A 23953-nucleotide genomic window follows, 5' to 3' on the forward strand; every position below is an offset into this window, starting at 1 on the left:
TTCTTGTTTGACACTTGCAGTTGCCAGACCGCAAGGTGTTTTAACAAATCAAAAGGGGTTTTAATAACTGGCTCAAAGCTGAAAGCTTTCCGGAACCCCCAGCCTAGCTGGGGGTTTTCTGTGCACAAAAAACCCTCTGTAGTAACAGAGGGTTTTGTTCATTCATAGTGCAGGGTCAAATCATTCCCACTCAATAGTCGCTGGTGGCTTGCCGCTGATGTCATACACCACGCGGGAAATACCGTTCACTTCATTGATAATGCGGTTGGAAACGCGACCGAGGAAGTCATACGGCAGGTGCGCCCAGTGTGCGGTCATAAAGTCGATGGTTTCGACAGCACGCAGAGAAACAACCCAGTCATACTTACGACCATCGCCCATTACACCAACGGAACGTACCGGCAGGAAGACGGTGAACGCCTGGCTGACTTTGTCGTACAGGTCCGCTTTACGCAGTTCTTCAATAAAGATGGCGTCAGCACGGCGCAGCAGGTCGCAGTACTCTTTCTTCACTTCGCCCAGTACACGAACGCCGAGGCCTGGTCCCGGGAACGGGTGACGGTACAGCATGTCGTACGGCAGGCCCAGCTCCAGACCAATCTTACGCACTTCGTCTTTGAACAGCTCTTTCAGCGGTTCAACCAGCCCCATCTTCATCTCTTTCGGCAGGCCGCCCACGTTGTGGTGAGATTTGATGACGTGTGCTTTACCGGTTGCAGATGCGGCAGATTCAATAACGTCAGGGTAGATAGTGCCCTGCGCCAGCCACTTCACGTCTTCCAGTTTCAGTGCTTCTTCATCGAATACTTCAACGAAAACGCGCCCGATGATTTTACGTTTTGCTTCCGGATCGTTTTCGCCGGCCAACGCTGACAGGAAGCGAGCTTCTGCCGGAACGTGAACAATGTTCAGACCAAAGTGATCGCCAAACATATCCAGAACCTGCTCTGCTTCGTTGAGACGCAGCAGGCCGTTGTCGACGAATACGCAAGTCAGGTTTTTACCGATAGCGCGGTGCAGCAGCATTGCGGTTACGGAGGAATCCACACCACCAGAGAGGCCGAGGATGACTTTATCGTCGCCTACCTGCTCGCGGATGCGAGCTACGGCGTCGTCGATAATTTTCGCTGGCGTCCACAGGGCTTCACACTGGCAGATATCACGCACAAAACGCTCCAGCATGCGCATACCCTGGCGGGTGTGAGTCACTTCCGGGTGGAACTGTACGCCATAGAAGCGTTTTTCTTCGTTAGCCATAATGGCAAACGGGCAGCTTTCGGTGCTGGCTACGGTGACGAAGTCGGACGGGATAGCGGTAACTTTATCGCCGTGGCTCATCCAGACATCGAGCAGCGGTTTACCGTCTGCGGTCAGCGCATCTTCGATACCGCGAACCAGTGCGCTGTCGTTTACGACTTCAACCTGCGCGTAGCCAAATTCACGTTCGTTAGAGGCTTCAACGTGACCGCCCAACTGCATTGCCATGGTCTGCATGCCATAGCAAACGCCGAATACCGGTACGCCTGCTTCAAAGACATACTGCGGCGCGCGCGGGCTGTTTTCTTCGGTGGTGCTTTCCGGGCCGCCGGAAAGAATAATGCCGCTTGGGTTGAAGTCACGAATTTGTGCTTCTGTCACATCCCACGCCCACAGTTCGCAGTAAACACCCAGTTCACGCACGCGGCGCGCAACCAGTTGAGTGTACTGAGAACCGAAGTCCAGAATGAGGATGCGATGCTTATGAATGTTTTCCGTCATTGACGCTTATTCCGAGGCAAGTGAAACAGATAATATAAATCGCCCGACATGAAGTCGGGCGAAGAGAATCAGGAGCCCAGACGGTAGTTCGGGGACTCTTTAGTAATGGTCACGTCGTGAACGTGGCTTTCCTGAATGCCCGCACCGCTGATACGTACAAACTCCGCTTTAGTACGCAGTTCGTCGATAGTACCACAGCCGGTCAGGCCCATACAGGAGCGCAGGCCGCCCATCTGCTGGTGAATGATCTCTTTCAGGCGACCTTTATAGGCCACGCGACCTTCGATACCTTCCGGCACCAGTTTGTCGGCAGCGTTGTCACTCTGGAAGTAACGGTCAGAAGAACCTTTGGACATCGCACCCAGAGAGCCCATCCCACGGTAAGATTTGTAAGAACGGCCCTGGTAGAGTTCGATTTCACCCGGAGATTCTTCAGTACCCGCCAGCATGGAACCCACCATTACCGCGCTTGCACCTGCGGCGATAGCTTTGGCGATATCGCCTGAGAAACGGATACCACCGTCAGCGATAACCGGAATACCGGTGCCTTCCAGGGCTTCTACGGCGTCAGCAACGGCGGTGATCTGCGGAACACCTACGCCAGTCACGATACGAGTCGTACAGATAGAGCCAGGGCCAATGCCGACTTTAACCGCACTGCAACCAGCTTCTGCCAGAGCGCGTGCACCTGCAGCTGTTGCCACGTTGCCGCCGATGATTTGCAGATCCGGATATTTAGCACGGGTTTCACGGATACGTTGCAGTACACCTTCTGAGTGACCGTGAGAGGAGTCGATCAGCAGAACGTCAACGCCTGCGGCAACCAGCGCGTCAACACGCTCTTCGTTACCCGCACCCGCGCCAACCGCTGCACCAACACGCAGACGGCCTTGCTCGTCTTTACAGGCGTTCGGTTTACGTTCCGCTTTCTGGAAGTCTTTCACGGTGATCATGCCGATCAGGTGGAATTCGTCATCAACCACCAGCGCTTTTTCAACGCGTTTTTCGTGCATTTTTGCCAGCACAACTTCACGGGCTTCACCTTCACGCACGGTGACCAGACGTTCTTTCGGCGTCATGTAAACGCTAACCGGCTGGCTCAGGTCGGTAACAAAACGTACGTCACGACCGGTGATAATACCCACCAGTTCGTTTTCTTCGGTAACGACCGGGTAGCCCGCAAAGCCGTTACGCTCGGTCAGTTCTTTCACTTCGCGCAGCGTCGTGGTTGGCAGAACAGTCTGCGGGTCAGTCACCACGCCAGATTCGTGTTTTTTCACACGGCGAACTTCTTCCGCCTGGCGTTCAATGGACATATTTTTGTGGATAAAGCCGATACCGCCTTCCTGAGCCAGAGCAATAGCCAGGCGCGCTTCCGTTACGGTATCCATTGCTGCGGAAAGCATAGGGATATTCAGACGAATAGTTTTCGTCAGCTGGGTGCTGAGGTCAGCAGTATTCGGCAGAACGGTAGAATGAGCAGGAACGAGGAGAACGTCGTCAAACGTCAGAGCTTCTTTAGCGATACGTAGCATGGGCAATATCTCGACCAGAGTGGTTAATAAATATTGCCGCGGCATTATACAGAGCGTAACCGATTGCATCTACCCCTTTTTGCAAAAAATGCTTGCTATCCCCGGAGGGCGGGTTACTATCGACTGAATAACCTGCTGATTTAGAATTTGATCTCGCTCACATGTTACCTTCTCAATCCCCTGCAATTTTTACCGTTAGTCGCCTGAATCAAACGGTTCGTCTGCTGCTTGAGCATGAGATGGGACAGGTTTGGATCAGCGGCGAAATCTCTAATTTCACACAACCGGCTTCCGGTCACTGGTACTTTACACTCAAAGACGATACCGCCCAGGTGCGCTGCGCGATGTTCCGCAACAGCAATCGACGGGTCACCTTCCGCCCACAGCATGGGCAACAGGTTTTAGTCCGCGCCAATATTACGCTCTACGAGCCGCGCGGTGACTACCAGATTATCGTCGAAAGTATGCAGCCTGCCGGTGAAGGGTTGCTGCAACAAAAATACGAACAGCTTAAAGCGAAATTGCAGGCAGAAGGTCTGTTCGATCAGCAATACAAAAAACCACTTCCCTCCCCTGCGCATTGCGTCGGTGTGATCACCTCAAAAACCGGTGCTGCGCTACATGATATTTTGCATGTGTTAAAACGTCGCGATCCTTCTCTGCCGGTGATCATCTACCCCACCGCCGTTCAGGGCGATGACGCGCCAGGGCAAATTGTTCGCGCCATTGAGCTGGCGAATCAGCGAAACGAGTGCGACGTGTTAATCGTCGGGCGCGGCGGCGGTTCGCTGGAAGATTTGTGGAGTTTTAACGACGAACGCGTAGCGCGGGCGATTTTTGCCAGCCGCATTCCGGTAGTAAGTGCCGTCGGGCATGAAACCGATGTGACGATTGCCGATTTTGTTGCTGATTTGCGTGCGCCAACGCCGTCTGCCGCCGCTGAAGTAGTGAGCCGCAATCAACAGGAGTTACTGCGTCAGGTGCAGTCTGCGCAGCAGCGCCTCGAAATGGCAATGGATTATTATCTCGCCAACCGCACGCGTCGTTTTACGCAGATCCATCATCGCTTACAGCAGCAGCATCCACAGCTCTGGCTGGCACGCCAGCAAACCATGCTTGAGCGCCTGCAAAAGCGGATGAGCTTTGCGCTGGAAAATCAGCTTAAGCGTGCCGGGCAACAGCAGCAGCGATTAACACAGAGGCTAAACCAGCAAAATCCGCAGCCGCGTATTCACCGCGCACAGACGCGAATTCAACAACTGGAATATCGCCTGGCAGAAACGTTGCGCGCGCAACTGAGCGCAACGCGAGAACGGTTTGGTAATGCAGTAACGCACCTGGAAGCAGTTAGCCCGCTTTCGACGCTGGCGCGTGGTTATAGCGTCACCAGCGCCGCAGATGGCGCGGTGTTAAAGCAGGTGAAGCAGGTGAAAGCGGGCGATACGTTGACCACTCGACTTGGTGATGGTGTGGTGATTAGTGAAGTTAGCGCCGTAACAAAAACGCGTAAACCGCGTAAGAAAGCTGCTAATCCATAAGATGCGCCAGCATCGCATCCGGCACTGGCTCCCAGGCCACGCCAGATGCGCCATGCTGGTTACTGGAAGCAGGTCACCAGACCCGGTTTATTCATTAGCGTGATACTACAATCCTGTGCTCCAGTGCCTTCGTCCATCCCACACTGTTGAGAGGACAAATAAGGAAAACTTGGTGAAGACGGCCATCCCAGTGAATTAAAAACAGTGTGCAACAACTCTAATTCATTGTATGTCGGTGCATTTTCTATGCTGCCACACTGCCTTGCAATATCCCATTTACTGGCATCAATGATATGTGCAGAAGCCCAGTTTTCGTAGTTAATAATCGGTGAGGATACGGGATTAGCCCCGGACGGCAATTCTGTCGTTAACAACGGTCGATGTAGCGATTTACCATTCACCACTACAGTGTCTGCCATATGTCCCCAAAAGTGCGCCGAGGAAACATTCGGGCTGGTTGGTACCGTAAAAATAGCGTCCAGCGTGTCTGTCGCGGAAGCGTAATTAGCCAGAGTAACCGTCAGTGGCGTTTTATAACCAGGGGTATTATCCTGGCGGAGCGTAAAACTTGCCGTCCCATCCGCGCCTGTCATGCCACTAATGGTATTACCGCTTTCACTCAGCGTAACAGCCGAACCAGATAACGGCTGAACGATGAGATCGTCCATCGCCACCACATCACCATACAACGTCGCCCCAGCGTTACGCGGCGATGCATCGCCACGTTTCAAAGTAAATTCCACATTCGGTACCGTATTCCCGGCGCTGTCTTTCACCGTCACGGTAACGGGCATGGCTTCGCCTTTTTTCACTTTCGCCGCCTGAATAGCTGCGTCAAACGCTGTTGAGGTCAGTGTGACGCTGGAAACCGTTGCGCGCGCAGACACCAGACACGCCTGATAAGCGGCATTACCATTCAATGTCGTTGTGCCATCTTTCATATTGAGCGACTGATTTTTACCATCTGTCGACTGATCCTGCGCCCACCAGTAATAATAAACTGACCAGCCAGTTTCCGTCGTAAGGGTGTTATTGGGATAACGTTGATACAGTGACTTCATATCGCTGAGCAACGGTTGCCGGGCTTCCTCACAAGGGCTGAGGCTGGCATTTGCTTTAGTGGTTGACGAAAAATAGGGCCAGTCCTCATTATTGTTATTGGTTTTATTTACCCCGGAGGTCGATGGCAGCTCCTTCCACAATTTCGGTCGTTCAAAGACGGTTCCATTTGCCGCTGTCACCGTTTCTGGCATATGACCCCAGTAGTCGGCATCCTGGGCGTCAGGGCTGGTGACCACGGTAAATATCAGGTCCAGGTTTGACGTGATCTGCGGATCTTGTGCAAGCGAGACCGTAAACGGCGTTGCCAGGCCGGTGGTGGCGTTTTGCGTAACATTGAACGTCACTGTGCCATCACTGCCGGTAAAACCAAGCCATTTTGCCGTATCCTGAGCAAAGGAAATACGGGTTGCTGTCGGTGTGACGACATCTACAATAAGATCATCTGCCGACGATGAGGGCCTAATTCCTGAACGACTTTTCGCCTGCGCCCGCTGAAGCGTCACGCTCTCGCCACTCAGCAGGTTGCCATTTTGGTCTTTTACTGTCACGACTAACGGGATTGTCTCGCCCTTTTTCGCCGATGCCGAAGGTGTGCCGCCGTTACTGGCGGTTTTCGTCTCATCAAATGCTACTGAAGTCAGGGTAACGCTTGACGGCTTAGAGTGAGGCTGTGCCAGGCAGAGCATTAGAGCAACCGGAGAGAGTGCAGATGATGCTCGTCCCGTGCTTAGGTTAAAGACCTGGTAATACCAGGAGCTACCATTGGAGTTAAGTAATTCATAAATCCACCAGTTTCCTGACGCTATCGGCAACCCCAGATCTTTCGTTAACGCCCCGTTTGGGTGATCGTCATATAACCCCTGCAATTCGCTGAGGCGCGGTTGATATTCCAGCGAACAATCTGCCGTCGCTTTTTGAGTACTATATATATATGACCATGTCTCATTATTACCGTTTACCGAGCTCCCCGTAGTCGCTTCCGCTGCCAGTAATGGGCGCTTGAAGGTCACGCCTGCCGAACTGGTAAACGTTTCCGGCATATGGCCCCAGTATTTCGCTTTTGGCGAATCCGGGCTGGTTATCACCGTGAAAATGACATCCAGCGTGACGCTTTTCGAGGTATCGCGCATGAGTTCTGCGCTGAGCGGCGTTGACAGCCCATAACTGCTATTCTGGCTGACCTCAAACGTAGCTTTACCATCGCTCCCTGTCTTCAGAAGAGCCTGCGTCCCATCCCCATACAAGATTGACGTTACCCCAGTAGGTTCCACAGGTATGATGGTAAGATCATCTGCAGAGGCATCGTACGCAGCTTTAGCGCGGTTCAGCGCAGTTCCTCGTTTAAGGTTAAAGCTGGCACCTGGCAGTGGATTGCCTGCGCTATCTCGCACCGTAACAGTCATCGGGATAACCTCTCCCTTCTTCGCTGTTGCGCTGGGCCTGCCATCATTGCTGGCCGTTTTCGTTGCATCCTCCGCCGTTGAGGTCATTTCAATAGAAGCCGCCTCTGGATGAGGGTTTACCAGGCACAGCATTAATGCCGAGGTGGTTGAAGACGCTCTTCCACTTGATCCATTTAACAGATAAATATATTGATCGTACCAGTTACCCGCATATGCCACCATGTCGTAAGCCCACCAGTAGCTATTTACCGGAATACCCAGATCGGTCTTTATCGCACGACTTGGGTGTTCGTCGTACAATGCCTGTAGTTCGCTTAACAGTGGTTGATAATGTACATCGCACCCGCTTTTATCGATATCCCCCTTTGTTGCCGATCTCAACACGGCCCACTCTTCATTGTCTTCTATAAACGACTGGCCCGACGATCTTTCAGCAGAGAGTAAGGGGCGTTTGAAGGCAGTACCAGAACGCGTAGTGAACGTTTCCGCCATATGCCCCCAGTAACTTGCCAGGGGGGTATCCGGGCTGGTTATCACGGTAAACATCACGGGTAATTTGTTGGATTCCAGGCTCGACTGATAGGCCTGAGCGTACACATTGGTTACCAGGCCTATAGAATCATCCTGCTTTACCGTAAACGTGGCTGTCCCGTCTGCACCTGTCACCGCATAAAGGGAGATTGATGGAGTATCCACTCTTGCCGACGTTCCCGCAGCGTTGATTACAGTGATAGTTCTGTTCGACAACTGTACATTCTGGCGATTTGTCGATCCTTCACGTTTGAGAATAAACGGAACATTTGGTACGACATTTCCCTGCGCATCTTTTGTCACCACGCGAATCACCGCGTCGTCACCTTTTTTCCGTTTTAGTGCGCTGAGGGTTTCGTCAACTTTGACAAATTGTGTCGCATCGTTCGCTTCAACAATAATGTGGCTGGTCACCGCCACTGGGGTAGCCCGACAACTTAGCAGTCCTAGACTGCTTGACATGACCTCCGTTCCATCACCCGTTTTTAACGAAACCGCTTTAAAATTAAATGTTTGAGTGTAATAGGCAACAACCGTACTGGAGATATAGGCGCGTGATACAGGCCATCCCGTAACGTCATGTATTGGCACGTAACCTTCATCGGCATACAGTGACTCCAGCTCACTTTCAATCGGGACATATCCTGCACCGCAACCATTTACAGATGTGTTGTTCGACTGGTCCGGCGAGAACAGTGACCAGCTCTCTCCATCTTCCTGAAAAGAGCTTCGACTGGTTGTAACGGAAAGCTCATCTTGCAATAACGGTCTTTTATAAATAAGCCCGCCTGCACCGGTCATCGTTTCGGCCATATGCCCCCAGAATTTTGCTTTAGGGGTATCGGGGCTGGTTATCACCGTAAAGACCACCGGAAGCATTGATTTTACGTTATTATCTGTATCCAGCATGGCGGTCAGTTCGGTTTTTAAACCCGTGGTATTGTCCTGTTTCAGTGCAAGTGTTGTCGTACCATCTGCGCCGGTAACGCCATAAATCAGTGCTGTTGTTGAGGAAAAATTACTCTGCGTGTTACCCCAGGCATCCGTCACGATGAGCGCGCCTGCTGTCACCGTTGTAGACGCATTTGCCCGATTGACGCTAAGGTTACGTTTAAGCGTAAACGCGGTATTTCCCACCGGGTTACCCTGCGAATCTTTAGTGGTCACGCGAACCACGACTTCTTCCCCTTTTTTCGCTTTGACAACATTATTCGTACTGTCAAATTTTGTGGGGTCCGCAGCCTCAAGAACGATTTGGCTAGCCTTGACGATCGGCGTCGTCTGGCAGGTAAGCAGTTCTTTTGTGGCCGATGGAATTATCGAACTGGTGCCTGAACTGAGATTGACGGCCTTTAAGTCACGCTGTTCCAGACTACTGCTGCCTGTCGTGCTGGTAAGGTAACTTGAGGCGACGGGCCAGCCCTGAACCGTTTTCATCGCATTGCCGCGGTTGGCTTCATACAATGACTCCAGCCCGGCCTGAGAGGGAACATATTCACTACCACAACCATTAGAGGATGTGCTTGTCGCCTGAGTTTGGGTAAATTGCGCCCAGTCCTCATTATCTTCTGCAATCGCTGTTCGACCCGACGTACTGGATAACTCTTTCAACAATAATGGGCGTTTAAAGACCGTTCCATCCGCAGCCGTCACCGTTTCCGGCATATGCCCCCACATTTTCGCTTTATTGCTGTCCGGGCTGGTGACAACGGTAAAAATGGTATCGAGGGTCGCTTTTTTCGTTGTGTCTGAATAGAGCGCGGCGGTCAGCGACGTTTTTGTGCCATGGGTATCCGGGCGGGTAATAGTGAGAATTTTAGTGCCATCGCTGCCGGTCATCGCGCTGTATGCTGCGGCGGTATCATTGAGCGAAGCTTCATCCGCCAGGCCACTATTGATCACAACCGGCGCAACCAGCGCATCACCGCTACCGGCAATGTGTTTTTCATTTGAGCGGGTATAACCATCGCCACGCTTCAGGGTAAAAGGCATATCACCCAATGGATTGCCCTGAGCATCTTTTACCGTCACCTTCACCTGTAGCGTTTCGCCTTTTTTCAGCTTCGCCGCATTTGCTGCCGCGTTCCACTGCGCCGGGTCCACCACTTCCAGCGTAATGCTGCTGGCAGGATTGTTAGCCGTCGTCAGGCAACTGACATAAACCGCCGTGCTACCACCAACGGTCCGCGCGCCATCGTTGAGGGCTATGGTGTAGTAATGCGGCACCTGATCCGCGGGCGAACTGCTCCAGTAGGGCTGACGCTGCGTTGGCCAACCGTGTACCGTTTGAACGGCGTTACCACTGTTAGCATCATAGAGCGCGTTAAGCTGGGAACGGCGTGGGAGCATATTGGCACCACAGCCACCTTTACTGGTGCTGGAAGTGTTGGCCTAGCTAACGCGCGACCATACTTCGTTATTTTCCGTTAATGTGCCGTCCGGGCTGGACACTTCCGCAGCCAGTCGGGGTCGGGCAAAGGTTAATGCATCGACGGTAATCGTCTCATCCATATGCCCCCACATCTGCGCGCCAACCGCATCCGGACTGGTGAGCGTAGTGAAAATCACATTGTAATTAACAGTATTGGGAATATAGGAGTTTACAGGCGCAATATTCAGCGGCGTCGCTAAGCCCACACCTTGCGGTTGCTTAATTTCCACAGTAGCAAAACCCTGCGCATCCGTAGTACCTGCATAGACTAAAGACGGTTGCGATGTTCCGTAGAGCGTGCCATTCATCTCGATTGCGCCGCGGGTTGGATCATCGAAACCCGTGGTCTGCCCCTGACGATTTTTCCCCATATCTTTCGTGATGGTGAACGCGGTATACGGCACGGGCGCATTATTCAAGGCATTAAAGGTGCGTACCGTCATGGTAATCGTTTCACCCACTTTCGCCTGCGCTCTGCTGCTTGTGGAAACATCATGATCGGTGGTCGCAGCAATCTGGGCGACCATCTCATTGCCCGAACAAGAAAGGTAGTTTTGCTTAAAGCCGGAATAGGTGTCGATGTTGCCCGTGGCCAGGTTCACCGACGCGTGCGACGTCTCTTCCACCGCACTAAGATACGCTTTTTGCAACGTTGGCCAGCCATATTCGGTGCCGATGACATTGGCTGGATGTGCGGCAAACAAACTGTGCAATGAGCTTTGGCTCGGAATATGACCTAAACCACACTCAGCCTGCATACTGCTATTCTGATCAAACAGCGCCCAGTCTTCGTTATTTTCCCGCACTGCTCCCAGTTCGTTGGCGGTTTCATCCGCCAGCCGTGGGCGTTTAAAGATATTATTCGCTTCAATAATGCCTAACATATGTCCCCACATCCGCGCTTTGTCGGAATCAGGGCTGGTGATCACCGTAAAAATAACGTCTTTCTCATCCGAGGCGGTAAAATCACTGCGCATTTTCGCGGTGATGTGTGTTTTCACCCCCACGCCGCCTGGCTGGGTCAGCGTCAGAGAGGCCTCTCCGTTAGCATCAGTGATCCCTTCATAGGTATGGGCGTCAACTTTGCGAACGTTACTGCCACCATCAATTTGTACCGGGTGCGTCTCCCACGCAGCGTCAGTTTGATTCTTACGGTTAACACCGTCATCCAGATGCAGCGAAAAGTAGTAGTAAGCCAGCGGCTGATCGTTGTTCTTGCTATCGGTAATCGTCAGGCGTAAAGAAGCCTCTTCCCCCACCTTTACTTTCATCGCTTTTATCGTCGAATCATAACTGCCCGGCGTCAGTACCAGCTTCGGTTCAACATCGGGCGCTTCTTTATCGACACAGCTCACAATAAACGTCGTATCGTCCGGTTTTTGCGCTTCGCTGCGGTTCGAAACATCCGCCGCATGGTGCTGGCCGCTCATCCCCGCCAGTGATGACCAGTAGAAATTACCCTGCATCGGCCAACCAGCCACATCCTGCACTGACGTTGGCACCACCGTCGCCAGCGCACCGAAATGACGCATTCCGGGCAAAATGTCGCAATGTTTATCCGCGCCGCTCCAGGTAAAGGTGGACCAGGTTTCATTGTGATCGTTAACCGTACCGTCTTCATTATCGACTTCCGCCGCCAGTTTTGGTCGACTAAAAGTGTAATCACGGGCCTTCAGCGTATCGGGCATATGACCCCACATTGTAGCCTGCGGGACATCCGGGCTGGTGAGGACAGTAAAGATCACTGCCGTTTCACTGGCCTGAGCAATACCCGCGAGGCTCGCGACCAACGGCGTTTTTACACCAGGGCCGTTGGCCTGGGTGACCGTAACCGTGGCAACACCATTCGCATCGGTAGTACCACGATATTCCGTCGCGGTGGTGGTTAATTCGGTCGTGCCCAGTTTTACCGGCGCAGTATTGTTCACCACACCCTGGCGGTTTTCAGCATCTTTGCGTTTGATAACAAAAGGAATATTCCCCACAACATTACCGACGCAATCTTTGGTGGTGACCGTTAACGTGATACTGCCGCCAACCGTCGTTTTCGCCGCACCGGAGGATTCGTCATAGCCCGCGGCGCTGACGGAAATAAGGTCACCCTGCGCGGGCGCAATCTTCAGCGTCACTTTCTGATCGGCGAGCGTCAGAACACTTTCATAGGGATAGCCCGTCGAGGTGAGTAAATATAACAGCGGCATGGTCTGTTGGGGATCAGGCTGCGCCCAGGCGACCAGCGAACGCCCGGCAAGTCCCTGAGCGCAAAACGAGCGATCTGCGACTGGCTGTGGGTCCAGTAAGGTGTCCGGCGTCGCGGCATCCGCCCAAACTAAAGATACTGTCGGTGGCGTTTGGTTTTCCCAACGTGGGGTGGAAATGATATCGCCTTCTCTGTCTTGCGGATTGGTGACGAGCAATTTAGAGACGCTAATATCCGCGCTGAATTCACTCGGTTTAGCGGTAAACGCTACCTCATGCGTCTTTGCAGGATCCAGAAAGACACTGCCCTGGTAGACGGGTATGCTGGCACTGTCGGCGGTGGGCACGGTACCGTTAAATTCGCCGACCGTATCTGAAGAGTCTTGCCATGCAGATTCTGCCCATGACCACCCAGGCAGCATTGCGCTTATCAGCAATGCGCATAACACAAGGATTTTATTCAGGGTCAGGGACATGACAGAAACTCCACCGGTTGTTAAACGGACGCTTGTCGCATCAACATATTTTGCTTAATCCGGGATTAAGCAAAATATGCGGAAACAGCATTCCCTTGCGGGAATGCTGCTGAGTACGCGTTATTTGTGTTTGTAAATAATGTGAAGTTTGTACCCCTGTACCCCGTCGCCGTTGGTCGGGATGGTAAGAGCTTCTTTACCATCGCGCGCAGGGCCGTTAAGGTTGGTTCTGGCGTCTTCGTTGGTCGCAGGGATGACCAGATTGTTATTATCGAAGCTTGAGTTAACGATACCACCCGAGGTGCCGAGCTGTTGGCTGCTGCCAGAAAGTACCCAACGGAAGTCATAATTGGCGGTAACGTCAGCATCGGTACCCGCATCAAACTTGCCGTTTTTGTTCTCATCCGAGTACAGTTTGGCCACGTAGGTTTTGCCAAGTTCGATTGGCGTGCTGCCGTTGATAAGGTTGATACTGGTACCATCAACAAAGATGGCGACTTTCAGGTTCTGGTTAACCACCGGCCCTGGCGCAACGTTATCGCTGTCGCTTCCGCCGCCGCTGGCAGTGGAAATGTCATAAAGATGCAGCGCAGTCCCGACGTTTGGCGTACCGGTCTGCGTGGTCGGCGTAATTTCAATACCGATATAACGACCACGGTCGTCATCGGTAAGAGTGTAACTGGTCACCTTCGTTGCCAGCTCTTTCGGATCGCCCCCCTGAGCGTCCTTGTAGCTCATCCAGCGGATAGTATCGATAGTCTTTGCGTTATCGCCCAATCCCCCAAGATCCACGTCGCCTTCGGTATCACCAATTTCCCAACTTACGGTTAATTTATCACCCGAGTAAAGACGCTTGTCCGTTTCACTGCCTGTCGGGCGAGCGCCTTTTAGATCAGAAGTCAACGTTACATGGTCGGCATCTGTCGTAGCGCTTCCCCCTTCCGAATAGAGCCACGGAATGGTTCCCTGGAAAATATTGGTTTCGCCGCTGTCGACCCAGGCGCTTTCTTCCGCCAGCGCCACAGGTGCCACACAATAACCTGCCAGTGCCAGCGCCAATGCGATCCGGGTCAGACCGCGTCTTTTATCCTGCTTCATTGATGCTCTCCTTAATGAACCTTCAGCGACTGGCCGACTGGCCTTACGCCAATCTTATTTTTTGGTATACAGCACGCGTAAACCGTATCCCTGCAAGCCATCTCCCGCTTGTGCGCCATAGGTTTGCGCTGCTTCGCGGTTAGTGGCCGGAATCACAATGTCCTCATTGGAAGTGTTCGCCTGTGCACCCACTTCACCATTGATGCTCTTGCCGGTAAATTCCCACTTGTAGTCGTACTGCGCCATCTCTTCGTCAGTCAGTTTTTCGACCTGCTGGAAGACACCGTCTTTATTGCTGTCACGCCACAAAACAAATCGATAAGTGTTGTTGAGCGGCAGCGGTTCTTTATCTTTACCTATCAGGTTGCTGGGTTTAGCTGCCCCCACACGATAGATAAATGCATTTAGCCCACCAATTTCTGCCCCGAGGAAAGTGACATCCACATAGTTACTGTCGTCGTAGGGCGCAGCTTTTGCTTTCCAGCGATAGGTGCCGGGTAAGGTACTGGAGAGGGTGACAGTGCCCTTTTCTTTATCTTGTTTAGCGATAAAAACGCAGGGGTTGTCGGTCGAGCAAGGCTTGTTGGTTAACGTCACTCGTTTGTCCTGCGCGTCGTAAAGCTGCGGCGTGAGGTTATCTTCCGGCAGCGCATCGCCATTGCGGTCGGTGTTATCGCCAAAGCTGTCGGTTACATCGAGATCCATCACCACACCATCAACGCCATCTGCCTGAGCGCTGGCTTCGTGGCTGTGGTTGTTCTCTTCCGGCACGTTCGCGATGTTATTAACAATCAACTCTATTTTACGGTCCTGCTGAACGGTGATTTCCACCACGCCAGAGTTCTGTCGGTTGCCCTTTTCATCTTCCAGTGCCAGACGTACTCGCCAGGTATTGAGTTTTTCTTGTTCGGCTTTGTCAGAGCTGTACTGCCAGGCGGGCAGCACCAGGTTCCAGTGGTTATTGTTCCCCTCTGTCAGGGTATTCTCTTTGATAACCGGCATAACCAACGTGCGGGCAGCATTGTTTTTCGCCTGCCATGACGCAGCGACAATTTTGTAGTGGTGGTTGATAAGCGCGTTAATGGTCCATTTACATTTTTCCAGCCCGACGGCCGCTTCGGGAGTGTCCTTAATGACGCACTCAGGGTGCTCGTTGGTGGCATCCGCTTTTAACCACAGGGTGACATCAAGCGGATCTTTTTCTTTGTATTCCAGAACAATAAAGTTATTACGCTCAACAAAATCATGACGACTGCCCATCAACGAGTGAGCCGCTTTCACTTTATCGCTATCCAATTGATCTTTTAGCGGAACGCCGAACTGATAATTAAGAGTGGCATTAATGCTGACATCGCTGTTATCTCCGGTCCCCGCTTTATAGTCCGCCCCAACGGTTAGTAATGGCACCGGTTGATAATTCAGTCCAAGTGTTACCGCGTAGGGATCTTTCTCCAAATTATCCGTACCAAAAAGGGCGACTTCATCGCCGTAATATTGCTCGAAGACAACTTTGCCCCCCAGTTGCGGATAAGAAGGTAACCAGGCTTCGGCACGAATATCCCAGCCGCGCGCAGGGCGTTCTTCATAAAAGTCGAAATCTTCAGAGTCTTTCCAGTCAGAAAGCGGATGATAATAGTTGCCAGAGAATTTTAAATAATCAGTCCACGCTTCGCCGCCTAAACCTAAACGGCGATGTCCTCGGGTAAAATCATAATCATAAAATATATTTCCGCCCAATAACCATTCATCAAAATTATATCTTACCCCAAGACCAATATTCCCGATTGTACGATCTTCTTTTCGCTGCGCAGAAAATTGACTGAAATAAACAGTGGTTTGATTATCGTACCAGGGAACAAAATAATCGATGGAGCTGCCATCCAGATCGCCGTCCTTGCCAATGGAGAGGTTCGAACGGACCTTACCGTAGGGAGAAAGTGTGTCTTCAATATAAGATTGTGCGGTTGAGGTGATTTGACTTTGCAGATAGCTTCTGGCCTGAGATTCCAGCGCCTCAGGGGTCAAGTTTTCAAACCCTTGCGTGGCGGAGTTGATGACGTAATCGGCTCCGCGCTCTTTCAGCGATTTACCCTTGTTGGTTTGTTCATCCTGCTGTGCTGTCTGGCTACCTAAATCAGGTAACGATTCGTTTTGCTTAACATTTATCTCTGGTGCCGCGAAAGCAGCACCAGAGATAAATGTTAGAATAATACAGCGTTTCCATCGCAGCATGCACTTTCCCTGTGACAATGATACAGTCAAAAATAAGCTTTAATATTGTATCCCTGATTATTCAGAAAGGCATATCATAAAGAATAAATATATTCTTAATTATTTAAATTAGTGATTTCACTCAATTACATTAGTTATTCCACTAATAACAGATTGTTTTACCATTCACATATTAAATATAAATGATAAAACAATATATTCACATGATATTAAGCAATAACAAATTCAACGCGTTTTTTAGATATTAAACCGTGCCCATGTTGGCAGAAATAATCCACAGCACCACAAGCTTTTAACACTTGTAACGGCTGATGACACTCAGGGCAAAGTGCCTGGACGGTAAAGTCTTTGTCGCAAGTTGCACAGTGGGCAGTCTCGCCATTGCGTTCGAGAGGGGTTTTGCAGGTTGGACAGTTGAGTGCCATAAATACTCCTCGCGTGTTATTCGGTTTCCCTCTCCGTGTGGAAAGGGAAACCAGATAAGTGATTACTTACTTTTCTTGATATGCTTCATCAGGCGCTTACGTTTACGCATCTGGGTTGGCGTCAGGGTGTTACGCTTGTTCGCATACGGGTTTTCCCCTTCTTTGAACTGAATACGAATCGGCGATCCCATTACGTCCAGCGATTTGCGGAAGTAGTTCATCAAATAACGCTTGTAGGAATCAGGCAGGTCTTTCACCTGGTTACCGTGAATCACCACAATCGGCGGGTTATAACCACCGGCGTGGGCATATTTCAGCTTCACACGACGACCGCGTACCAGCGGCGGTTGGTGATCTTCAACAGCCATCGTCATGATGCGCGTCAGCATAGAGGTCCCCACACGACGGGTGGAGCTGTCATACGCTTCACGCACTGATTCAAACAAGTTACCAACACCACTGCCGTGCAAGGCAGAGATAAAGTGCACACGAGCAAAATCGATAAAGCCCAGACGGAAGTCCAGCGTTTCTTTCACCTGCTCTTTCACTTCCTGGCTCAGGCCATCCCACTTATTCACCACAATGACAAGTGAGCGCCCACTATTGAGAATAAAGCCCAGCAGCGAGAGATCCTGATCGGAAATACCTTCGCGGGCGTCAATCACCAACATCACCACGTTGGCATCTTCAATGGCCTGCAACGTTTTGATTACCGAGAATTTCTCTACAGCATCGGTGATTTTGCCGCGTTTACGTACGCCAGCGGTGTCAATGAGCACATACTCACGTCCGTCGCGTTCCATTGGAATGTAGATACTGTCACGCGTCGTGCCAGGCATGTCGTAAACAACAACGCGCTCTTCACCAAGAATACGGTTAGTGAGTGTAGACTTACCTACGTTCGGACGACCCACAATCGCCAGTTTGATCGGCAGACTTTGCGGGTCGAAGTCATCTTCCTCTTCTTCTTCGCCGTTTTCTTCTGCTTCAAATTGCGCCCAGTATTCAGCGTCTTCGTCGACTTCTTCTTGCGGTGCGAGATCTTCCATCCACGGCAGCAGCACGTGCTCCAGCAGACTTAATACGCCACGACCGTGAGACGCGGCGATCGGGTAGATTTCCCCTAAACCAAGCGAGTAGAAATCAACCACTGCCTGATCGGGATCCAGACCGTCAGTTTTGTTTGCCACCAGGAAGGTCGGTTTTTCACGGGAGCGCAGATGTTTAGCAATCGCTTCATCCGCCGGCATCAGGCCCGCGCGCGCATCCACCATAAACAGTACGACGTCCGCTTCTTCAATCGCCAGCAGCGACTGTTCCGCCATGCGGGTTTCTACACCGTCTTCTGTGCCATCAATCCCGCCGGTATCAATGCAGATAAACTCACGGCCTTCAATTTCTGCACGACCGTACTTACGGTCACGAGTCAGACCCGGGAAATCCGCAACCAGCGCATCTCGGGTGCGAGTTAGACGGTTAAATAACGTGGATTTTCCTACGTTAGGGCGCCCGACAAGCGCGACCACAGGTACCATGTTTAAAGCCTCATTTTTATAAATCATCAGACAACGCACGCTATATTCGTGTCGTTGTTAAAAACAGGAAAACGGCCCCTGTCCAGGAGCCGTTTTCAAAGTGAACGACAGAGACGATTAACGTGTAATAGAGTACACGGTTCCGTCTTTTGCCTGGATCAGCAGTTTGCCGTCAGCGGCAACCGGTTCAGTCTGGAAACCGGAACTATCAACTTTTTGCTGGGCAACGAAACGACCATCTTCGACGTTAATCCAGTGCAGATAACCTTCGCTGTCACCTACCACCAGGTTGCCATTATACAGCACCGGAGAAGTCAGCAGGCGATGCAGCAGATCGCTTTGTGTCCACAGCGTAACGCCGCCATCAATGGTCAACGCCATCACCCGGTCATTTTGATCGACCAGATAGATGCGATTGCCGTCGACGATGAAATCATTCACCGAACCCAGTTCGCGTTTCCACATAATCTGACCACTGCGCAGATCAAGCGCCGTCAGGTTACCATTATAGGCCAGCGCGAAAACAACGCCGTTAACAACGACGGGAGTCGTGTCAACATCGCTCAGACGGTCAATTTCGGTAGAACCGGTCGCCTGGGAAATTCGCTGCTGCCAAATCATCTGGCCCTGTTCCATCAGCACTGCGCTGACGCGACCATTATCACCACCCACGACGGCCGCACCAAAAGCCGTTGCCGGCGCAGACTCGCCACGCAAAGAGAGCGAAGGCATATCGAGGTTAACTGTCCATTTGACAGCGCCGTCAGCTTCGTTCAGCGCTTGTAACTGACCGTTACTGGTGTGGATTAACACCAGACCGTCGCTGACCACCGGACGCGAAAGTGCTTCACCCGCGACTTTAGTTTGCCATGCCACAGTACCATCGCTGGTATTCAGCGCGTAAACCTGCGCCTTTTCGCTGCCAATGTAGACATGCCCACCAGACACGGTCACACCGCCAGAAAGTAATGCAGGCTCTTTAGAGAACCAGCCATCTTTCTCGGCCAGGCTGACAGACCAGATTTCTTTGCCATCATCCGCATTCAGCGCTTTTACTAAACCAGCGCGGTCCGCTGCATAGACAACGTTGTCCGCCAGTGCCGGATGAAGATTGGAATAGAAGTTGCCAATGCCGCTACCAACGGAAGTGCTCCACGCCGTGGTCGGCGTAAACTGGTTTTCAACGGTTGGCAATGGGGACATCTTTACCACATCTTCTTCGCTGTTAAACAGCGAACAGCCGCTTAAAAGGGTAACGGAAAGCAGTCCTGGCAGCAGTAATTTACGCAATTGCATCGGGTCCCTCTCAGATGGACAAATTATTAATTTTCATCTGCATCATTTCGCTCAGTGCCGGAGTAACATCGCTTTTCACGCCTGCTTCCCATGCACTACGCGCACCTTGCTTATCACCTTTGCTCAGCAATGCTTCACCACGCAGGTCGGCAACAATGGCAGCCCACCCTTCACCTTTGATGGTATCAAGGGTTTTCAGCGCGGCATCAGCCTGCTTGAGCTGTACCTGAACGCGAGCAAGACGCAGATTTATCACGGCTTTGAGATTTTCATCGCTCGTGTCTGCCAGCCCCTGTTGTAACTGGGCGGCAGCTTTCTCTAGTTCATTTTTGTCAACAAATTGCTGCGCAAGTTCCAAAGAAGCCAGCGCACCATAAGTATTTTTATTTTCAGCAGCAAATTTTTCCGCCGCCGGGATGCTATCCGGTTTGCCTTCGCTCACTGCGGTAACCGCATTTTGATAGGCAAGAGAAGCGGAGCGTGCAGAATCAACCTGATGGCTGTTCCAGTAGCGCCAGCCAATTAGCGCGCCAACGCCCAAAATCACCCCAACAGCCAGTGCTTTGCCATTTTCAGCAAAAAAGCGTTTAACCGCTTCTACCTGGTCGTTTTCGTTCTCGTAAATTTCCACGCTGTCCTTCTCCTTCCTTAACCCAGTAACGTGCGCAAATGCGCGGCTACGCTATCCTGCGCAACTGCCGTTTGCTCACCAGAGCGCAAATCCTTCACTACTGCTGTGCCGTTAGCCACTTCAGACTCACCCAGCACCACAGCAACGCGGGCACCCCATTTATCAGCACGGGCAAACTGTTTCTTAAAGTTGCCGCCGCCGTGGTTGGTCATCAATTTCACGCCCGGTAATTCATCACGCAGACGCTCAGCTAATGCCATAGCCGCAGATTGTGTATCAGCACCTGAAGCCACCAGGTATATATCGACAACAGGATCGGCTTTAAATTCCGGATTAACGGCCTGTACTAACAATACAAGACGTTCGAGGCCCATCGCAAAACCGACAGCCGGTGTTGCACGACCGCCCAGTTGTTCCACCAGACCGTCATAACGACCGCCTGCACACACGGTGCCCTGGGAGCCGAGGCTGTTAGTCACCCACTCGAAAACGGTACGGTTATAGTAATCCAGACCACGCACCAGACGCTGGTTTACGGTATAAGCGATCCCCGCGCTCTCAAGCAGTTTGCACAGACCGGCAAAATGCTCACGAGATTCCTCGTCCAGATAATCGCCTAATACCGGAGCATCGTTGAGAAGCGCCTGCACTTCCGGATTTTTTGAATCCAGCACGCGCAGCGGGTTAGTGTACATGCGGCGTTTGCAGTCTTCGTCCAGCTTTTCTTTATGCTGCTCAAGGAATGCCACCAGCGCATCGCGGTAATTGGCGCGTGCTTCCAGCGAACCGATAGAGTTCAGCTCAAGAGTTACGTGCTCGGAGATACCCAGCGCGCGCCACCAGCGGGCGGTGAGCATAATCAATTCAGCGTCGATATCCGGACCTTGCAGACCGAAAACTTCGCAGCCCAACTGATGGAACTGACGATAACGCCCTTTCTGCGGACGCTCGTGACGGAACATCGGCCCGATATACCACAGACGCTGTTCCTGATTGTACAGAAGACCATGCTCGATGCCGGCGCGTACACAGCCCGCCGTCCCTTCAGGGCGCAGAGTCAGGCTGTCGCCATTGCGATCCTCAAAGGTGTACATCTCTTTTTCAACCACGTCGGTGACTTCACCAATCGCACGTTTGAATAGCGGGGTCTGCTCTACAATCGGCAAGCGGATTTCACTGTAACCGTAGCTGCCGAGCACGTTTTTCAGTGTGCCTTCAATGCGCTGCCAGATGGCCGTTTCGCCAGGCAGGTAATCGTTCATGCCGCGAATGGCTTGAATGTTTTTTGCCACGTTTATTCTCTTTCTGAATATAAAAATGAACCCTCAACGCTTCCCTCAATGTTTCGGGAGCCATGCGGGTTCAATCATACACGGGAAGCGAGGCGCTTCCCATCACGTTATTATTTTTCAACCTGCTGAACGTCAATTCGACGCGCTTCGTCCAGCTGACTGGCTTTCGCACGAATGCGCGCTTCCAGCTGGTCGATCATATCGTTGTTGTCCAGACGGTCTTTGCGTACGCCATCTTCATAGAGGCCGCTTTTCTTGTTACCGCCGGTGACGCCGAGTGTAGAAACCAGCGCCTCACCTGGGCCATTCACCACGCAGCCGATAATCGAAACGTCCATTGGAGTGATGATATCTTCCAGGCGTTGCTCCAACGCGTTAACCGTACCGATAACATCAAACTCCTGACGCGAACAGGTCGGGCAGGCAATGAAGTTGATCCCGCGCGAACGGATACGTAGCGATTTCAAAATATCGAAACCGACTTTGATCTCTTCAACCGGATCGGCCGCCAGCGATACGCGCAGCGTGTCGCCAATGCCTTCAGACAGCAGCAGACCTAAACCAATGGCGGATTTAACCGCCCCGCTGCGCGCACCACCGGCTTCTGTGATACCCAGATGCAGCGGCTGATCGATCTGTTTTGCCAGCAAACGATAAGACTCAACAGCGAGGAAGACGTCTGACGCTTTCACGCTGACTTTGAACTGATCGAAGTTCAGGCGATCGAGATGATCAACATGACGCATGGCGGATTCCAGCAACGCCTGCGGCGTCGGTTCGCCATACTTTTCTTGCAGATCTTTTTCCAGCGATCCGGCGTTAACGCCAATACGGATCGGAATGTTTTTATCGCGCGCACAGTCAACCACCATGCGAATACGCTCTTCATTACCGATATTGCCAGGGTTAATACGCAGACAATCGACGCCGTATTCCGCTACTTTCAGCGCAATGCGATAGTCGAAGTGGATGTCAGCCACCAGCGGCACGTTAACCCGCTGTTTGATGAGTTTGAACGCTTCTGCCGCGTCCATCGTCGGTACGGAGACACGGACGATATCAGCGCCAACGCGTTCCAGCGCCTTGATTTGATTGACCGTTGCTTCGACGTCTGTCGTACGCGTATTGGTCATGGACTGTACGGCGATGGGAGCACCATCGCCAATCGGCACATTCCCAACGTAAATACGTGTTGATTTTCTACGTTGAATTGGAGCCTGGTTATGCATGAAAAATCTCCCGCGTTACCCGTCTGTTACTGCGCCGGTGATTGTTCGGCATTGAGGGTCAGACGCGCAACCTGGTTAGTTCTGATAAAACGACTCAGATCGACAGGTTTCCCTTGATACTGGATCTGTACTGCGGCTGGCGCACCAATTTTCAGTTTATACGGTGCCTGGCCGGTTAAATTCAAATTACCGTCTTTACGCTGCATCCCGCTAAACAGTTTTTTACCGGTAGCATCAGTGACCTCCAGCCAGCAATCGGCAGTAAAGTTCATCACCAGCGCATTCGGATCAGCCGCCGGCGTAGTCACGCCTGCCTGATCGGTTGGCAACGGCGCAGCACCATCTGGCGTTATTGTTGCCGTTGGTGCCGGGGTCGCAGCAGTATCAACATTTGCCTGTGAAGGCGAAACAACCGCATTCTGTTGCGGATCAACAGCTGGTGCTGGCGCAGTTACGGCAGGTGTTTGCGTGTTGGTTGCGGTAGTATCCACAGACGCTGGCGGCGTGGACGTTGTAGCCGGGTCTGTAGTTGTCGACGTATTTAACGGAACACTCTGCCCCTGCTCGCTATTACTGCTCAGTTCCGCCGAAGATTGATCGGCCATAGTGGTGATCTCTTCCTGCTGAGCTTTGTGGTCTTGCCACCACCAGGCACCGCTCAGGCCGATAACCACAAACAACACCAGCCAGGTGAAGGTCATCAGCCAGCCGTCGCGTTTTTTGCGGCGTTTACCGAGGGAAAAACTCTGCATCGGCGCAACTTTTGCAGCCCGTAGTGGAGCCTGCTTTTCCAGCCCTGGCAGCAGTTCTTCTTCTGGAATATGTACCAGACGCGCATAAGAGCGGATATATCCGCGCAGGAATGTTGAAGCAAGATCGGCGGGTGCCTTATCTTCTTCAATGTCGCGTACCGTGGAAACCTTCAGGCAAAGTCGCTCGGCAACGGCCTGCTGACTAAGTCCTAGTTGTTCGCGAGCATTACGCAGGCGAGCGCCGGTAGTAAGTGCTTCATTTTGGTCGTGCGTGGCTTCAGTATTCATTCGCTGCAGGTACGTTTAAATGAGAATTGAGATGCCGGTGAACCATCATGCTCACCCACACCGCGAAACATCCGTTAAGTTAACCGTTATCATACAGTATAAGACCGTCTGTGTGCTCGTGACAAAGCCCACATTCACTAAGGCTAACTTACTGTTGCATCGTTACATACTGCCTTAAAGTCAGCAAAAACGCACCGTTAATATTGACCAGACAATTGCAACTTAATACTTCATTCATAAAA

The 23953-nt window shown here is 51.9% G+C and carries 12 protein-coding genes and 1 pseudogene; 1 reads left to right on the top strand and 12 read right to left on the bottom strand.

Annotated elements, in window-relative coordinates; translation table 11 throughout:
• Positions 1-180 precede the first annotated feature (180 nt).
• Both guaA and guaB read right to left on the bottom strand, forming a co-directional pair.
• The gene (gene guaA, locus G434_RS16015) at positions 181-1758 is read right to left on the bottom strand and encodes a glutamine-hydrolyzing GMP synthase (RefSeq protein WP_000138279.1); all 1578 of its coding nucleotides are present in this window, start codon (positions 1756-1758) and stop codon (positions 181-183) included.
• A gap of 68 nt (positions 1759-1826) precedes the next feature.
• On the bottom strand, positions 1827-3293 hold the full coding sequence (guaB, locus tag G434_RS16010) for an IMP dehydrogenase (protein ID WP_001296289.1): 1467 nt from the start codon (positions 3291-3293) through the stop codon (positions 1827-1829).
• A gap of 161 nt (positions 3294-3454) precedes the next feature.
• Here guaB and xseA point away from each other — a divergent pair, with 161 nt between their 5' ends.
• Positions 3455-4831 (top strand): exodeoxyribonuclease VII large subunit, encoded by a 1377-nt coding sequence (gene xseA / locus G434_RS16005; RefSeq protein ID WP_000937919.1) that lies wholly within the window; start codon positions 3455-3457, stop codon positions 4829-4831.
• Positions 4832-4890: 59 nt separating this feature from the next.
• On the opposite strand, the pseudogene G434_RS0125125 reads toward xseA, so the two are convergent.
• The 10 genes and pseudogenes from G434_RS0125125 to rodZ form a co-directional block, all read right to left on the bottom strand.
• Positions 4891-12933: pseudogene (locus G434_RS0125125) on the bottom strand (adhesion domain-containing protein).
• A 120-nt stretch (positions 12934-13053) separates the two neighbouring features.
• Positions 13054-14031 (bottom strand): SinI family autotransporter-associated protein, encoded by a 978-nt coding sequence (locus G434_RS16000; RefSeq protein ID WP_000806621.1) that lies wholly within the window; start codon positions 14029-14031, stop codon positions 13054-13056.
• 54 nt (positions 14032-14085) lie between these two features.
• Positions 14086-16263, bottom strand: a complete 2178-nt coding sequence (sinH, locus tag G434_RS15995; protein WP_001309660.1) for an intimin-like inverse autotransporter SinH — start codon at positions 16261-16263, stop codon at positions 14086-14088.
• A 209-nt stretch (positions 16264-16472) separates the two neighbouring features.
• The gene (locus G434_RS15990; protein WP_001196896.1) at positions 16473-16688 is read right to left on the bottom strand and encodes a zinc ribbon domain-containing protein; all 216 of its coding nucleotides are present in this window, start codon (positions 16686-16688) and stop codon (positions 16473-16475) included.
• 62 nt (positions 16689-16750) lie between these two features.
• Positions 16751-18223: a ribosome biogenesis GTPase Der gene (gene der, locus G434_RS15985; RefSeq protein ID WP_001309661.1), complete on the bottom strand. Its 1473-nt coding sequence runs from the start codon at positions 18221-18223 to the stop codon at positions 16751-16753.
• A 117-nt stretch (positions 18224-18340) separates the two neighbouring features.
• A complete protein-coding gene (gene bamB, locus G434_RS15980; RefSeq protein WP_001177048.1) occupies positions 18341-19519 on the bottom strand; it encodes an outer membrane protein assembly factor BamB in 1179 nt (392 codons plus the stop codon).
• Positions 19520-19529: 10 nt separating this feature from the next.
• The gene (gene yfgM / locus G434_RS15975) at positions 19530-20150 is read right to left on the bottom strand and encodes an ancillary SecYEG translocon subunit YfgM (RefSeq protein WP_000409205.1); all 621 of its coding nucleotides are present in this window, start codon (positions 20148-20150) and stop codon (positions 19530-19532) included.
• Positions 20151-20167: 17 nt separating this feature from the next.
• Positions 20168-21442, bottom strand: coding sequence for a histidine--tRNA ligase (gene hisS / locus G434_RS15970; RefSeq protein WP_001107178.1), 1275 nt, complete (start codon positions 21440-21442; stop codon positions 20168-20170).
• Between the two features lie 110 nt (positions 21443-21552).
• Complete coding sequence (gene ispG / locus G434_RS15965) at positions 21553-22671, bottom strand: flavodoxin-dependent (E)-4-hydroxy-3-methylbut-2-enyl-diphosphate synthase (RefSeq protein WP_000551818.1); 1119 nt, start codon at positions 22669-22671, stop codon at positions 21553-21555.
• 26 nt (positions 22672-22697) lie between these two features.
• Positions 22698-23711 (bottom strand): cytoskeleton protein RodZ, encoded by a 1014-nt coding sequence (gene rodZ, locus G434_RS15960; RefSeq protein ID WP_001090848.1) that lies wholly within the window; start codon positions 23709-23711, stop codon positions 22698-22700.
• Positions 23712-23953 lie beyond the last annotated feature (242 nt).

Source organism: Escherichia sp. KTE172 (assembly GCF_000408845.1).
In the GTDB taxonomy this organism is placed as follows: Bacteria; Pseudomonadota; Gammaproteobacteria; order Enterobacterales; family Enterobacteriaceae; genus Escherichia; species Escherichia coli.

What these genes read in the sequence shown, in the direction of transcription:
- guaA (WP_000138279.1), bottom strand. Translation starts at nt 1,758, where the DNA reads ATGACGGAAAACATTCATAAGCATCGCATCCTCATTCTGGACTTCGGT.
- guaB (WP_001296289.1), bottom strand. Translation starts at nt 3,293, where the DNA reads ATGCTACGTATCGCTAAAGAAGCTCTGACGTTTGACGACGTTCTCCTC.
- xseA (WP_000937919.1), top strand. Translation starts at nt 3,455, where the DNA reads ATGTTACCTTCTCAATCCCCTGCAATTTTTACCGTTAGTCGCCTGAAT.
- G434_RS16000 (WP_000806621.1), bottom strand. Translation starts at nt 14,031, where the DNA reads ATGAAGCAGGATAAAAGACGCGGTCTGACCCGGATCGCATTGGCGCTG.
- sinH (WP_001309660.1), bottom strand. Translation starts at nt 16,263, where the DNA reads ATGCTGCGATGGAAACGCTGTATTATTCTAACATTTATCTCTGGTGCT.
- G434_RS15990 (WP_001196896.1), bottom strand. Translation starts at nt 16,688, where the DNA reads ATGGCACTCAACTGTCCAACCTGCAAAACCCCTCTCGAACGCAATGGC.
- der (WP_001309661.1), bottom strand. Translation starts at nt 18,223, where the DNA reads ATGGTACCTGTGGTCGCGCTTGTCGGGCGCCCTAACGTAGGAAAATCC.
- bamB (WP_001177048.1), bottom strand. Translation starts at nt 19,519, where the DNA reads ATGCAATTGCGTAAATTACTGCTGCCAGGACTGCTTTCCGTTACCCTT.
- ispG (WP_000551818.1), bottom strand. Translation starts at nt 22,671, where the DNA reads ATGCATAACCAGGCTCCAATTCAACGTAGAAAATCAACACGTATTTAC.
- rodZ (WP_001090848.1), bottom strand. Translation starts at nt 23,711, where the DNA reads ATGAATACTGAAGCCACGCACGACCAAAATGAAGCACTTACTACCGGC.